This is a genomic window from Kitasatospora sp. NPDC058190 (genome assembly GCF_042883685.1).
In the GTDB taxonomy this organism is placed as follows: Bacteria; Actinomycetota; Actinomycetes; order Streptomycetales; family Streptomycetaceae; genus Kitasatospora.
This window is the reverse complement of record NZ_JBHVVI010000182.1, coordinates 1-13,670: the sequence shown is the minus strand read 5'-3', so window position 1 is coordinate 13,670 and position 13,670 is coordinate 1. Positions and strand designations below refer to the sequence as shown.

The window sequence follows — 13,670 nt, the reverse complement described above, 5'->3', positions numbered from 1 at the left end:
GGTACCCGATCGGCGGCCCCGCCCCTGAGTTCGTCCGCTCAGGCCGGCTGGGTCGCCTCCGGGGCCTGGGCGGGGTGGGGCAGGGGCGAGGTGGTGCGGCGGGCGTGCAGGACGGTGGCTCCCAGGGGCAGGGGGGTCGCGTCGTCGAGGAGGTGGAGGCCGGCGTCGGCGAGGAGGCGGGCGTAGTGGTCGGCGCGGCGCTCACGGCCGCCGGTGTTGGCCATCATGTGGAGGTCCCAGGCGGTGGCCAGGGAGGTGGAGGCGTCGGAGGGCAGGACGCGTTCGATGATGAGCAGGTCGGCGTGGGCGGGCATCGCGCGGGCGCAGTGGCGCAGGATCTCGGCGCAGCGGGCGTCGTCCCAGTCGTGCAGGACGCGGGACAGGACGTAGACGTCCGCGCCTGCGGGGACGTCGGCGAAGTCGCCGGTCACGTAGCTGCTGCGGTCGCCGCAGCCGAGCGCGTCGAGTCGGGTGCGCGCGGCCTCGACGGCGTGCGGGCGCTCCAGCAGGACGCCGTGCAGCCGGGGGTGGGCGGTGAGCAGGCGGCCGAGCAGTTCGCCGTTGCCGCCGGCGATGTCGACGACGGTGCCCGGGCGGGGCGCCTCGGCGGCGGCGGTGAAGGCCGGGTGGGCGGGGACGGGGTCGAACATGCGGGCGCTGGCGGCCATGGACTGGTCGAAGAGCGAGGCCAGTTCGGGGTCGCGGGCGAAGTGGAGGAAGTGGTTCTCGCCGAAGAGGTGGTCGAAGGCGGCCTCGCCGGTGCGGACGGTGTGCTCCAGGGCGGCGAAGGACCGGTAGAACGGGCCGCCGTACATCAGGGCCAGGGCCCGCATGGTGCCCGGGGTGTCGGCGCGCAGCAGGGTGCCGAGTCCGGTGAGGCGGTACCCGTCGTGGTGCTCGGTGACCACGGTCAGCATGGTGAGGTAGCGCAGGAGGGTCCCGAGGCTCTGCGGGTCGGCGCCGAGGGTGTGGGCCAGTGCCGGGGCGTCGGTGGCGGTGCGGGTGTCGAGGGCGTCGGGCAGTCCGAGCCGGACGGAGACCGCGAGGGCCTGGGTGGTCCACGCGCCGGTGAGCAGGTGCAGCAGCGTCTCGGCCGAGCGGTGCTCGCGGTCGGCCCCGGTGGAGCCGAGGTGGTCGGCGAGCACGCCGGGGTGGTCGCCGCCCGCGTGGAGCTCGACCCGGCGGTAGCCGGTCCGGGAGTCGGCGGGGGCGGTGAAGTAGAGGACGGTGGCGTCCTCGTGGGGGTTGTAGCCGCCGCCGTCGGGGGCGGCGCCGTGCCGGGCCAGGAGTGCGCACAGGCCGCGCAGGGCGAGCGGGTCCGGGTGCTGGACCTCGAAGGCGAGGTGGGACTCGTGCCGGTGCTCGCGCTCATGTGCGGCGAGCTCGGCCAGGTCCGAGCCGGGCGGCACGGTCAGGGCGAAGATCTCGACGGTCCGTTCCTTCGGGGCGCCGGGTACGGACGGGCGCAGGATCGTGACGTCGAGTTCGGCCTCGTCGCGTCCGTGCCGTTCGGCCAGGCGTCGGCGGACCACCACGCTGGGCCGCGGATCCGCGTCGAAGTCCAGGTCGCAGGAGGCGAGTTGGGTGCGCAGCGTCTCCTCGTCCGGCGGTAGGAGGAGCAGCGCGGCGTGCGCGAAGCGGCAGTGCTCGGCCAGCGAGCGCAGTTCGGCGCGGTCGAGTCCGGGCAGCAGGAGCGGGAGCAGGGCCGCGGTGTCGTGGTCCCTGACGAAGTCGGCGGTCGCGCGCAGGTAGGTGGCGTCGCAGGGAGGTGTCGCCGTCATGGTGGGGGCGTCCTTCGAAGCTGTGAGGGGTGGGGTGTGGGGCCCGGGCGGTCAGATGCCGACGTAGTTCTCGGCGAACCAGTCCTGGTAGGTGCGCGAGGTGCGCAGCGATTCGATGCGTGAGCGCCGCAGGGATGCGTGGAAGTGCGATTCCTCGTCCGATCCGAGCGGGGCGTGCAGCAGTTGGATCATCCAGTGCGAGAACTCCTGGGCACGCCAGATGTGGGCGAGGCAGCGCCGGGAGTACTGGTCGAGCGTCGCGGGGTCGCCGTGGGAGAGGTCGTCGATCAGGGCCTCGGCGAGGAGTTCCGCCTCCAGGACGGCGAGGTTGGCGCCCTTGGCGGCGGCCGGGGCGGGCAGGCTCGCGGCGTCGCCCGCCAGCAGGAGCGAGCCGTGCCGCAGGGGTTCTATGACGTCGGACTGCAGGTCGATGACGGAGCGTTGGAAGATCCGGCCCTGGTGCAGCGGGCCGTGGTCGGCGGCGCCCATGCGCAGCCCGAGTTCGTCCCAGATCCGCTCCTGCGACCAGGCGTCGGGAGCGGCGCCGCGTTCGCACTGCAGGTAGTAGCGGGTGACCTCCGCGGTGCGGGCCATGTGCCCGGCGAAGCCGCGTCCGTGCAGCGCGTAGCCGACGGCGTCCAGACTCGGCGGCGCCTCGGCGAGCAGGCCGAGCCAGCTGACGCCGTGGTCGCGGTGGTGGCGGTGGGCGGTGGAGGGCAGCGAGCGCCGGGCCGCGCCGTGGCGGCCGTCGCAGCCGGCGACGTAGCGGGTCTGCCACCGGCCGGGGCGGCCGTCGGGATCGCGGACGGTGACCGTGGGGCGGGCGCCGGCGGCGTCGTCCACGGTCAGGGCCTCGGTCTCGAAGTGGATCCGTCCGCCTGCCGCCAGGTAGTGCGTCAGCAGGTCGGTGACCAGGTCCTGTTGGGGGTAGACGGTGTGCTGCTCGCCGCGGCCGAGGGTGCTGTAGTCGAGCCGGAAACGGCCGACCTCGGTGCGGAACTCGCAGGTGCCATGGGGAATGCCCCGTCGGTGCAGGCCTTCGGCCAGGCCGTGGCGGTCCAGGACGCGCACGGTGTTCGCGGCGAGGAAGCCGGCCCGGGCCCGGGTCTGGACGTGGGTGCGGTCGGCGCGTTCGAGGACGACGCAGTCGATCCCGGCCGCGAGGAGGAGATTTCCGAGGGTCAGTCCGGCCGGTCCGGCGCCGAGGATGACGACGTCGGCGGAGCCGTGGGCTGCTGTGCTTTTCTGACGGTCGGTCACGAGAAGTGGATCTTAGCCGGGGGTGGATACATCGGAGGGGGCAATTAGCTCGTCTTGGTGAATGGAGTGATGATCTTTTACCCGCCTTCCGAGCCGGAACCTCAGCCGTGCGTCAGGGTGCGGCCGAGGAGGGGCAGCAGGCGCTCCCAGTGCAGCCGCAGTCCGGAGGGGCTGAAGGTGTCGGTGTCGGACATGGTGAAGCCGTGGACGGTGCCGGGGTAGATCTCGGAGGTGTAGTCGACGCCCGCGGCGTCCAGGGCGCGGTTCAGCTCGCCGAGGGTCTCGGGTGTCATGTCGGTCTCGGCGTGGCCGAGGTGGACCTGGGCGGTGAGCTTGGAGACGAGGCGGTGCATGTCGGGCCCGTCGGCGCCCACGGGGCCGTGGAACCCGGCGACGGCGGCCACCCGGCCGGGGTGGGCCGCGGCGGTGCGCATCGCCAGGAGGCCGCCGATGCAGTAGCCGGTCACGGCGACCGGTCCGGCGGCGACCTCGGGTTGGGCGGTGAGGAAGCCGAGGTAGGCGTCGGCGTCGCTGAGGACGCGTTCGGCGGTGTGCGTCCTGATCAAGGGCATCAGCCGGGCGACGACCGCGGCGCGGGCCTCTTCCCCGATGTACTCGGGAAGCTCGACCACCGGCGTGGGGCCGTGTCGGTAGAAGAAGTTGGGGACGAGCACGTAGTACCCGTGCCCGGCCAGTTCACGGGCCATCTCCCGCAGCACGGGCCGGATGCCGAAGGCGTCCGCGTACATCAGCACCCCGGGGTGCCGCCCGTCGCGGTCGGGGTGGGCGGCGAAGGCGTCGGCCCGGCCGTCCGGGGTGGGAATCGTCAGCGTCTTGATGGGCAAGGGAGGTCTCCTGTCGTGGTTGACGTGTCGAGCGTGTGGTCAACACGACGGAGGCGGAGCCCGCGCGACGGCGCCGGATCCTCGATCGAACTGCGGGCCCGCGGCGGCCCGTACGGCGCTCAGCGGAGCGCCGGGTCACCAATTCGTGTGTGGCGCAAGGCCGTCCCGGTAGTCATCGCCGGACACCATAGTCCACCGGACCGGCCGAGGCCAGCCCCGTCCTTCCCGGACGCCGCCGGGGTGGGAGCCGTTGGCGCTCAGCCGTGGGCGGTGGCCGGGCGGGCGTCGACGGTGTCGAGCGGGGCGGCCTGGAGGGTGGCGGCGATGCCGGCGAACTCCTCGATCAGCCGGCTGCTGCGGTTGCGGTCCCAGGCCAGCGCCACCTGGTTGGGCGGCAGGCCGTGGACGGGCAGGTGGGTGACGTCGGGGCGGGTGTAGAAGGTGGCGACGGAGAGCGGCAGGACGACGATGCCGTGGCCCGCGGCGACGTACTCCAGCTTCTCCTCGACGGTGCGGATGGCCTGGACGGAGGGCCGCGCCCGGCCGTCCCGCAGGGCGGCCGCGTCCTGCGCCGGCAGGACGGCCTCGGGGTTCTGCAGCAGCTGCTCGCCCGCGAGGTCGGTGAGGGTGACGGCGCTCAGGCCGGCCAGCCGGTGGTCGGCGGGGAGCACCACCACGCGGGGTTCGGTGAGCAGGGGGAGGACGGTCAGTCCGCGCTGGTCGACCGGCAGTCGGAGGTAGCCGACGTCCACCCGGCCGTCGTTGATCACCTGGACCTGGTCGTCCCAGCTGGTGCGGAGCACCTCGACCGCCAGCTCGGGGTGGCGCTCCGACATGACCCGTACCGCCGGGGTGACGATCAGGCCGGGCATGAACCCGACGGTGAAGCCGAGCGGCCCCGAGCCGCCGGCCCGGGCGGCCCGCCGACGAACCGCCTCGGCGTTCGCCAGCAGCGGTTCGGCGTCGGCCAGCAGCTGTTCGCCGGCCGGCGTCAGCCCGGTGGTGCGCCTGGTCCGGACGAACAGCTGGACGCGCAACTCCCGTTCCAGTGCCATGATCTGACGGGACAGCACGGACTGGGCGATGTGCAGCTCCTCGGCGGCCCGGCCGAAGTGCTGCCGTTGCGCGACGGCCACGAAGTAGCGCAGTTTCCTCAGGTCCAGGTCCACCGGGCATCACTCCTCAGTTGTGATGCCCGCAGGGTATGACAGCTTCGGGAATGGGTCTTGGACACCGGAAGCCCGGCGACCGCATGGTGAGGTGCAGTCGTTGATCCGCACCGGTGGGAGGAAGAGCTGATGATGCACCTGGAGGAATCGGGTCTGGCCGGGCGGGTGGTGCTGCTGACCGGTGCGTCCGGCGGGATCGGCGGCGCGCTGGGCCGCCGGCTGATCTCGGCCGGGGCGCGGGTGGCCTTCGTGGCCAACAGCCGTTACGAAGAGGCCGAGTTACTGGCCGAGGAGGCCTGGGACATCGGGCTGGACGCGGTGGCCCTGCGCGGCGACCTGGCCGATCCCCGGACCCCGGAACGGCTGGTCCGGGAGGCCACCGACGCGCTCGGCCCGATCGACGCGCTGATCCCCAACGCCGGCTGCGCGCCGCGCCGGATCCGCCTGGCCGTCGACACCAGGACCTGGGACCGCACCCTCGCGGTGAACCTCCGGGCGCCGTTCCTGCTGGCCCAGGAGGTGATCCCGGCGATGATGGCCCGCCGGTACGGCCGGCTGGTGTTCATCTCCTCGACGGCCGCCTTCATCGGCGGCATCGTCGGCCCGCACTACGCGGCCTCCAAGGCGGGGCTGCACGGTCTGGTGCACTCGCTGGCGCCGCAGGTCGCCGGACACGGGGTGACGGTCAACGCGGTGGCGCCGGCGCTGATCGAGAACACCCGGATGCTGCCCTCGCTCACCGAGGGCAGCCTCACGCCCGCCGTCCCGGTCGGCCGCTACGGGCGCCCGGAGGAGGTCGCGGACCTGGTGATGGCAGTGCTGCGCAACGGCTACCTCACCAACCAGGTGATCGGGCTGGACGGCGGCATCCACCCGCGGTGACGGGCGGCCTTCACGGGATCCCCGGAACCCGCACGGAACCGACACGGAACGCGCGCGGAAGCTCCGGAACCCGCCCGGGGCTCCCGCCGTGGCGGCCCGGCATTTCGGCGCGCCGCTGCCGCGCTATTCCCGGGTCCGTCGTGGACGGTAAATGTCCGGAATAGGTTCGTCGAGAATAGAACCTGATGTTCCGCATTCGCCGAGCGGGCCAGTCGATTAACCTATACCGGCAGGTCGGACCGGCTTTTGAGGCCCGGTTGACAGTCGGGTGACGGCTGGCCCGAAAAGTTTGGGGTTAGGCTGGGTGACATGCAGAAATTACCTGACGGGATGAATCCACTGCAGGCCCGACGGGCGGAACTGCGAGACTTTCTGCGAAGCCGTCGCGCCGCCCTCAAGCCGGAGGACGTCGGCCTGCCCTCGGCCGGATTCCGGCGGACCCCCGGGCTCCGACGGGAGGAGGTGGCCGTCCTCGCCGGGATCGGCGTCTCCTGGTACACCTGGCTCGAACAGGGCCGGGACATCAAGGTCTCGCCCGAGGTCCTGGACGCGGTGAGCCGGGCCCTGCGGCTGGGCGAGCCGGAGCGGGCCCACCTGCACCGGCTGGCCGGCCTCAACTCCCCGCTGCCGCGCGACGCCCACACCGAGGGCATCCCGCCGAGGCTCCAGCGGATCGTCGACCGCTGGATGCCGTTCCCGGCGAAACTGGTCGACCGCTACGGCAACATCCCGGTGTTCAACAAGGCCGCCCGGGAGGTGTTCGGGCTGACCGACGAGAACAACAACCAGGCGGTCCGGTTCTTCCTGGACGCCGACTGGCGCGCGAGGTTCCCGGACGTCGAGGCGGTGGCCGGGGAGGTCATCGGCTTCCTCCGCGCCCAGGCGGCGCGCTACCCGGACGACCACCACTTCATGGACGTCGCCCAGCGGTTGCGCACCGAGAGCCCGCTGTTCCGCACCTTCTGGGACCGGCACGAGATCAGCCTGGCCACCCGGACGACCAAGACCGTCACCCACCCCCGGTGCGGCCCGCTCACCTTCGAGCACACCGCACTGGACCTCAGCGAGGCACCGCACCTGAGGCTGCACCTGTACGCACCGGACGAACAGACCGCCGCCTCGGCCTCCTTCAGGCTGCTGCTGGGACAACTGGCCGGGCCCGACCGAGCGGTGGCCTGAGCCGGCCGGCCGGCCGGTCGCTGGCAGGTCGGTCCGCCAGGAGGCCGCCAGGCCACCGCTGCGCCCGACGGGGGCGGGTGGAGCGCAACCGCGCCCACCCGCCCCCGCCGCGTTCGTCCGATATCCGGTTCCTGGTGTTCCCACCACCACCATGATCCGACACTGCCACCCGGCAGCGAACCGATCTAGCGTTCTTCAAGGCGAAGGCGAGCGGCCGCGGGGACAGCGGGCCGGCTCCCGGGATTCGCCGTCCGACGAACCGGCAGACCGGTAACAACGGGGAGCAGACGTGAAGTTGGCAGTCTCGGGTACGTATTCGTCCGGCAAGACGTTCACGGTGATGGCGCTGTCACACCTGACCGGCATGCCGCGGACGCTGGCCAAGACCATGCGGGAGATCCTTCCCGAAGCCCTGCCGGGCAAGGCGCTCGCGGAGTGCACCCCGCCGGAGTTCCTCCAGCTGGTGATGCGCCGTCACGTCGAGCGCGCGGTGCACGAGAACCTCCTCGGCGACGGCTTCGTCTCCGACGGCTCCTCGCTGCAGGAGTGGATCTACGGCACCCTGCGGGTGCGCGCGGGCATCAACCCGAGCGCCTCCGCCCACCTCGCCGAGGGCCAAGCGGTGCCCCGGACGGCCGAGATGGACTTCTTCGAGCAGGTGATGGTCCAGTACGGCAGCGCCTTCAAGCAGCACGTCGCCAAGACCTACGACACCTTCGTGCACCTGCGCAACGAGCTGCCGATCGTGGCCGACGGCCACCGGCCGATGAACGACCAGTTCCGGCGGCTCTGCGACGAGATGCTGCTGGACAGCTTCGCGGAGATGGGCATGCCGTACCACGTGATCGGCGGCACCATCGCCGAGCGGCTGCAGCAGATCGTCAAGCTGTTCGACCTGCCGGCGCTGATCCCCGTCGACGAGGCGATCCGGCGGGCCAAGGCCGACTACGGCGGCCAGGACCTGCGACTGGAGACCGAGCGCGTCCCCGCCGGGACGCGAGGGGCGAAGTGAGCGCCGGCGGGCGCCGGGCGGCCTTCTTCGACGTCGACGAGACGCTGACCACCGTGGTCAGCATGCTCGGCTTCCTCCGGTTCGACCTCGCCGCCCGCGGCCTGCCCGACTCGGCCTACGACGAGGCCATGGCCAGGCTCGCCGAGGCCCGGGCCAACGGCCGGCGGGAGGAGGCCAACCTGCTCTACTACCGCAACTACGCGGGCCGGCCGGAGGCCGAACTCGCGGCGCTGGGCCGGGAGTGGTTCGCCCGGGAACTCGCCGGCGGCTCGCTCTTCCACCCGCGCGCGCTGGCGGCCTTCCAGGGGCACCGGAGGCAGGGGCACCTCACCGTGCTGGTGTCCGGCTCCTTCCCGCCCTGCCTCGACCCGATCGGCCGCCACCTCGGCGCGGACCTGGTCATCTGCGCCCGGCCCACGGTCGCCGACGGCGTCCACACCGGGGAGCTCCCGCACCCGATGATCGGCCGGTACAAGGCGCAGGCGCTCGCCGAGGCCGCCCGCACCCACGGCCTCGACCTCGACCGCTCCTGGGCGTACGGGGACCACATCTCCGACCTGCCGCTGCTGGAGTCGGTCGGGCACCCGGTCGTGGTCGCCAACGCCGACCACGCGGTGGTCGAGCAGGCCCGCAGCCGGAACTGGACCTGCTGGGCCGACACCCCGGCCGCGCTCCCGGCCTGACCCGGCGAAGCCACCGACAGCCCGACCGGCCGAAGCCGTCCACGGCCCGACCCGCCGGAGCCGCCCACGGCGCCCCGACCACCCTCCCGGAGAACACTGATGAACGACCACGAGTCCGCCGCCGCGCTGCGCAAGGAGGCCGCCGAGGTGTTCCACCGCCTCGCCGGCGACACCGCCGCCGCCGCGCCCTGGGAGGCGCTGGACGCGACCGCCCCGGCGCTCGCCGACACCGTCGCCTTCGGCCTGGCCGAGGTGGTCGGCCGCCCCGGTCTCGACCTGCGCACGCGCCAGCTGGTGACGGTCGCCGTCCTGGCCGCCCTCGGCGGCTGCGAGGGCCAGCTCGGCTTCCACGTCGGCGGAGCGCTGCGCAACGGCGCCACCGCCGAGGAGGTCGCCGAGACGCTCAGCCAGGTCGCGCTGTACGCCGGCGTGCCCCGGGCGATCAACGCCATGGCGGTCGCGCGCAGCGCCGTCGAGAAGTTCCAGGACCGCTGACCACCTCGTTCCGAGGCCGCGACAACACACGCCAGACGAAAGGACCACAGATGCCCGCCGACGAGCAGCCCCCGGCCCAGCCGGACGCCGGCCGCGACTCCGCCCCGCAGGTGCTGATCGTGGGCGCCGGGCCCATCGGCATGGCGCTGGCCTGCGAACTCCTCCAGCAGAACGTGGGCGTTCGGCTGATCGACCGCCAGGAGCGGATCGACACCAGCGACCCGCACTCCAAGGCGGTCCTGGTCTGGCCGCGCAACCTGGAGATGCTCCGGCGGATCGGCGTCGCCGACGCCCTGGTCCGGGAGGGCCGGCGCACCAGCGGCCTCAGCTACTACTCCGAGGGCCGGCTGCTCGGCACCGCCGACCTCAGCACCCTCACCGACTCGCCGTACCCGTTCATCCTGGCGCTGCCGCAGCGCGACACCGAGCGCATCCTGCGCGCACGCCTCGCCGAACTCGGCGGGGTCGTCGAGCGAGGGGTCGAGCTGGTCTCGCTGGACGGCTCCGGGGCCGAGCCGCGGGCCCTGCTCAAGCACCCCGACGGCACCAGCGAGACCGTCGAGCCGCGCTGGCTGGTCGGCGCGGACGGGCCCGCCAGCACCGTGCGGTCCGAACTCGGGATCCGCTTCGACGGCGAGGAGATCGACGTCACCTACGCCATCGGCGACGTCCCGCTCTCCGGTGACGTGCCGCCGCTCGGCCAGTACTACTACTGCCGGGACGGCGTCGCCGCGATCGTGCCGCTGAGCAACGGCAGCTACCGCTTCGCCGCCACCACCCCGCACCGGCGCGAGGAGGACGGCAACCCCTCCCGCGAGCTGATCCAGCACATCCTCAGCTCCCGCTCCCGGCGCGACATCCAGGTCGGCACCCCGGACTGGACCCGGGCCTTCCGCCCGCGGCTCGGCATCGCCGAGACCTTCAGCAAGGGCCGGTGCTTCCTGGTGGGCGACGCCGCGCACGTGGTGAGCCCGGCCGGCGGCCAGGGCCTCAACGTCGGGCTGATGGACGTCGCCAACCTCGGCTGGAAGCTGGCCGGGGTGGCCAACGGCACCCTGCGGGAATCGATCCTGGAGAGCTACGCCCCCGAACGGCAGGCCGGTGCGACCCGCCTGTCCCGCACCTCGGCGGCCCAGGCCCGCTTCGCCCTCCAGCGCAGCGCCGGGCGGATCGCCGTGCGCGACACGCTCTTCACCGCCGCCTGCAGGACCGGGCTGGTCAGCCGGATGGTGGTGCCGCTGCTCAGCCAGATCGACGTCAGCTACGGCCGGCTCGCCACCGAGCCGATCCTGCTGCGCCACCCGCGGCCGATCGAACCGGGCCAGCGCGTCCCGATGTTCGTCGCGCCGGAGCTGGACTCGGGCATGCCGGCCATCGACCCCGCCCACTACACCGTGCTGCTCTGGCCCGGACGGCGCCCGAAGGCCGAATGGGCCCAGCGGGCACGCCAGTTGCGCGAGAAGCTCGACCCCTCGATCACGGTGCTCGACCTCGCCCGGGTCGGCGGCGGGCCGGCCCGGACCCTCGACCGCACCTTCGGCCGCAACCCCGCCTTCGCGGTGGTCCGCCCGGACGGCCACCTCGCGCTGCTGGTCGGGGCCGACCGCCCCGCCCAGGTGCTCGCCTTCCTCCGCGGCGCCCGGCCCGCCGAGCCCGTCACCGCCACCACCGCCCGCTGAGCACTCGCCCCCGTGTCCTGACGGAAGGACGGCCATGACCCCCCGAACCCCGGCCCGTGACGCGGCGCCGGCGTCGCCCCCCGCCGCCCCGAGCAGCGCCGCCGACCCCGGCGCGGGCATCGACCCCCGCCTGGTGACCCTGTTCGCCTGGGCCTGCGGTCTCGCGGTCGCCAACCTGTACTACGTGCAGCCGCTGCTCAACGGGATCGCCGACGCCTTCCGGCTCGGCAGCGGGTCGGCCTCCCTGGTCACCACCGTCGGCCAGCTAGGGTACGCGGCCGGGCTCGCCCTGCTGGTGCCGCTCGGGGACGTCACGGAACGCCGCCGGATCGTCGTGGTGATGCTCACCGTGACGGCCGTCGCCTGCGCCGCCGCCGCGGCCGCGCCCGACTTCGCCGTACTGGTCATGGCGATGGCGGTGCTGTCCATGTGCACCGTGGTCGGGCCGATGCTGGTGGCCTTCGCGGCCACCCTGGCCGCCGCGGAGGAACGCGGGAAGGTCTCCGGGCGGGTGATGAGCGGGCTGCTGCTCGGCATCCTGTTCGCCCGGACCGGCAGCGGGCTGCTCGGCAGCTGGGCCGGCTGGCGGGCGGTCTTCGTCGCCGCCGGGGTGCTCACCCTGGCACTGGCCGCCGTGCTGCGGCTGCGGCTGCCGAAGGTCGAGCCGGCCGCCCGCCTCTCCTACCCGGCGCTGCTCGGCTCGGTGCTGACCATCCTCCGGGAGGAGCCGGTCCTGCGGCGGCGCTGCCTGCTGGGCTTCGTCACCTTCGCCGGCTTCAACGCCTTCTGGGCCTCCGTCGCCTTCCTGCTGGCCCGGCCGCCGTACCACTTCGACGCGGCGCTGATCGGGCTGGTCGGCCTGGTCGGCGCGGTCGGGGCGTACGCGGCCCGGATCGCCGGCCGGTTCGCCGACCGGCGGCTGGACCGGCAGGCCTCCGGCGTCCTGCTGGCCGTGGTCCTCGCCAGCTGGGGCCTGCTCGCCCTGAACGGCGGCCACTGGCTGATCCCCCTGCTGCTCGGGGTGGTCCTGCTCGACCTGGGCGTCCAGGGCATCCAGGTCACCAACCTCAGCGTGATCTACCGGCTGCGGGCCGACGCGCGCAGCCGGATCACCACGGCGTACACCACCACGTACTTCGTCGGCGGCTTCGCCGGATCCGCCGCCTCGGGCGCCGCCTACGCGGCGGCCGGCTGGGGCGCGGTGTGCGCGGTGGGCGCCGGCCTGGCCCTGCTGGCGCTGCTGGTGTGGGCGGTCGACGCCCGCGCCGGGTCGGCCGACGCGGCCTGACCTCACGAACCACCTCACGAACCACTTCACGACCACCGAACCGAAGAACGACGGCCCGGCCCCGGTCCGTCACCGTAGAAAATGGGAGAACTGCCTTGACCACTCAGCGGATCCTGGTCCGTGGCGGCTGGATCGTCACCATGGACGCCCAGAACCGCGAATTCCCGACGGGCGACGTGCTCATCGAGGACGGTCGGATCACCGCCGTCGGCACCGACCTCGAGCCGGCCCCCGACGCCGAGGTGATCGACGCCTCCGGCACCTTCGTCCTGCCGGGCCTGGTGGACGCCCACCGGCACACCTGGCAGAGCAGCCTGCGGCAGTCCAACTCCGAGGCCTCCATCATGGAGTACGTCGGCCAGACCCTGATCGGTCTGGGCGACCAGGTCCGCCCGGAGGACGTCTACGCCGGCACCTACCTCGGCGCCCTCACCGCGCTGAACGCGGGCATCACCACGGTGCTCGACTGGGCGCACGCGATGAACTCGCCCGAGCACGCCGACGCCGCCGTCCGGGCCCTCCAGGACGCGGGCGTGCGCGCGGTGTTCGGCCACGCCTGGCCGATCGGCTCCAAGCTCGACTTCGCCGCCACCCACCCGGTCGACATCCGCCGCGTCCGCGAGCAGCTGCTGCCCTCGGACGACGGCCTGGTCACCCTGGCGATGGCCGCCAAGGGCCCGGACTACTCCGGCATCGACAACGCGGTCAAGGACTTCGCTCTCGCCCGCGAGCTCGGCATCCCGATCACCACGCACCTGTCCACCGGCCGCCCCGGCCCCGAGCACCAGGGCGTCCAGCTGCTCCACCAGGCAGGCCTGCTCGGCCCGGACCTGAACCTGGCGCACGTCAACGGGGCCGAGGCCGACGCGCTCAAGCTGCTCGCCGACTCCGGCACCACCGTGTCGATCTGCCCGCAGATCGAGCTGACCATGCCCGGCCTGGGCGGCAACGTGGCGGTCCGCCGGCTGCGCGCCGCGGGCGTCAACCCCGGCCTCGGCATCGACACCGAGCTGGAGTCCAGCGGCGACCTGTTCACCCAGATGCGCTTCGCGCTGGCGGCCGACCGCGCCGAGACGCCGGACGGCGAGCCGGTCCTGCCGGCCCAGGCCGTGCTGCGGATGGCGACCGTCGAGGGCGCCCGCGCCGTCCACCTCGGCGACCGGACCGGCTCCCTCGAGCCCGGCAAGGCCGCCGACCTGGTGCTGGTGCGCACCGGCGACATCGACCTGGCGCCGGTCACCACCCCCGCCGAGTCGCTCGTGCTGGCCGCCCACCCCGGCAACGTGGACACCGTCCTGGTCGCCGGACGGGTCGTCAAGCGCGGCGGCCGCCTGGTGGCCGACACCGCCCGCGCCCGTGAGCTGGCCGTCGCCTCCGTCGCCCACCTGCGGGGCGCC

12 protein-coding genes are annotated in these 13,670 nt (G+C 73.4%); 8 read left to right on the top strand and 4 right to left on the bottom strand.

All coding sequences use genetic code 11. From position 1 onward, the window contains the following. Window positions 1-38 precede the first annotated feature (38 nt). The 4 genes from ACFVWU_RS42030 to ACFVWU_RS42015 form a co-directional block, all read right to left on the bottom strand. Window positions 39-1,781 carry a methyltransferase gene (locus ACFVWU_RS42030; RefSeq protein WP_387631369.1) on the bottom strand — a complete coding sequence of 581 codons (1,743 nt, stop codon included), beginning with the start codon at window positions 1,779-1,781 and terminating at the stop codon, window positions 39-41. Window positions 1,782-1,832: 51 nt separating this feature from the next. Further along, on the bottom strand, window positions 1,833-3,041 hold the full coding sequence (locus ACFVWU_RS42025) for a 4-hydroxybenzoate 3-monooxygenase (protein WP_387631367.1): 1,209 nt from the start codon (window positions 3,039-3,041) through the stop codon (window positions 1,833-1,835). Window positions 3,042-3,142: 101 nt separating this feature from the next. Beyond that, complete coding sequence (locus ACFVWU_RS42020) at window positions 3,143-3,886, bottom strand: dienelactone hydrolase family protein (RefSeq protein WP_387631365.1); 744 nt, start codon at window positions 3,884-3,886, stop codon at window positions 3,143-3,145. A 257-nt stretch (window positions 3,887-4,143) separates the two neighbouring features. Further along, a complete protein-coding gene (locus tag ACFVWU_RS42015; protein WP_387631363.1) occupies window positions 4,144-5,055 on the bottom strand; it encodes a LysR family transcriptional regulator in 912 nt (303 codons plus the stop codon). A gap of 129 nt (window positions 5,056-5,184) precedes the next feature. Between ACFVWU_RS42015 and ACFVWU_RS42010 the strand changes: the two genes are divergently transcribed. From ACFVWU_RS42010 to ACFVWU_RS41975, 8 genes are all read left to right on the top strand, one after another. Next, window positions 5,185-5,937, top strand: coding sequence for an SDR family NAD(P)-dependent oxidoreductase (locus ACFVWU_RS42010; RefSeq protein WP_387631362.1), 753 nt, complete (start codon window positions 5,185-5,187; stop codon window positions 5,935-5,937). 330 nt (window positions 5,938-6,267) lie between these two features. Then, complete coding sequence (locus ACFVWU_RS42005; protein WP_387631360.1) at window positions 6,268-7,116, top strand: helix-turn-helix transcriptional regulator; 849 nt, start codon at window positions 6,268-6,270, stop codon at window positions 7,114-7,116. Window positions 7,117-7,405: 289 nt separating this feature from the next. Further along, complete coding sequence (locus ACFVWU_RS42000) at window positions 7,406-8,128, top strand: AAA family ATPase (RefSeq protein WP_387631358.1); 723 nt, start codon at window positions 7,406-7,408, stop codon at window positions 8,126-8,128. Next, on the top strand, window positions 8,125-8,811 hold the full coding sequence (locus ACFVWU_RS41995) for an HAD family hydrolase (RefSeq protein WP_387631357.1): 687 nt from the start codon (window positions 8,125-8,127) through the stop codon (window positions 8,809-8,811). The genes ACFVWU_RS42000 and ACFVWU_RS41995 overlap by 4 nt, the downstream gene beginning before the upstream one ends. Window positions 8,812-8,910: 99 nt before the next feature. After that, window positions 8,911-9,306, top strand: coding sequence for a carboxymuconolactone decarboxylase family protein (locus ACFVWU_RS41990; RefSeq protein WP_387631354.1), 396 nt, complete (start codon window positions 8,911-8,913; stop codon window positions 9,304-9,306). A gap of 50 nt (window positions 9,307-9,356) precedes the next feature. After that, complete coding sequence (locus ACFVWU_RS41985; protein WP_387631352.1) at window positions 9,357-10,985, top strand: FAD-dependent monooxygenase; 1,629 nt, start codon at window positions 9,357-9,359, stop codon at window positions 10,983-10,985. 34 nt (window positions 10,986-11,019) lie between these two features. Next, window positions 11,020-12,273: an MFS transporter gene (locus tag ACFVWU_RS41980; RefSeq protein WP_387631349.1), complete on the top strand. Its 1,254-nt coding sequence runs from the start codon at window positions 11,020-11,022 to the stop codon at window positions 12,271-12,273. A gap of 95 nt (window positions 12,274-12,368) precedes the next feature. Then, on the top strand, window positions 12,369-13,670 hold a 1,302-nt coding region (locus ACFVWU_RS41975; RefSeq protein ID WP_387631346.1), incomplete at its 3' end, for an amidohydrolase family protein.

Excerpts from the sequence above, each read along its gene's own strand:
- ACFVWU_RS42030 (WP_387631369.1), bottom strand. The coding sequence starts at position 1,781 with ATGACGGCGACACCTCCCTGCGACGCCACCTACCTGCGCGCGACCGCC.
- ACFVWU_RS42010 (WP_387631362.1), top strand. The coding sequence starts at position 5,185 with ATGATGCACCTGGAGGAATCGGGTCTGGCCGGGCGGGTGGTGCTGCTG.
- ACFVWU_RS42005 (WP_387631360.1), top strand. The coding sequence starts at position 6,268 with ATGAATCCACTGCAGGCCCGACGGGCGGAACTGCGAGACTTTCTGCGA.
- ACFVWU_RS41990 (WP_387631354.1), top strand. The coding sequence starts at position 8,911 with ATGAACGACCACGAGTCCGCCGCCGCGCTGCGCAAGGAGGCCGCCGAG.
- ACFVWU_RS41985 (WP_387631352.1), top strand. The coding sequence starts at position 9,357 with ATGCCCGCCGACGAGCAGCCCCCGGCCCAGCCGGACGCCGGCCGCGAC.
- ACFVWU_RS41980 (WP_387631349.1), top strand. The coding sequence starts at position 11,020 with ATGACCCCCCGAACCCCGGCCCGTGACGCGGCGCCGGCGTCGCCCCCC.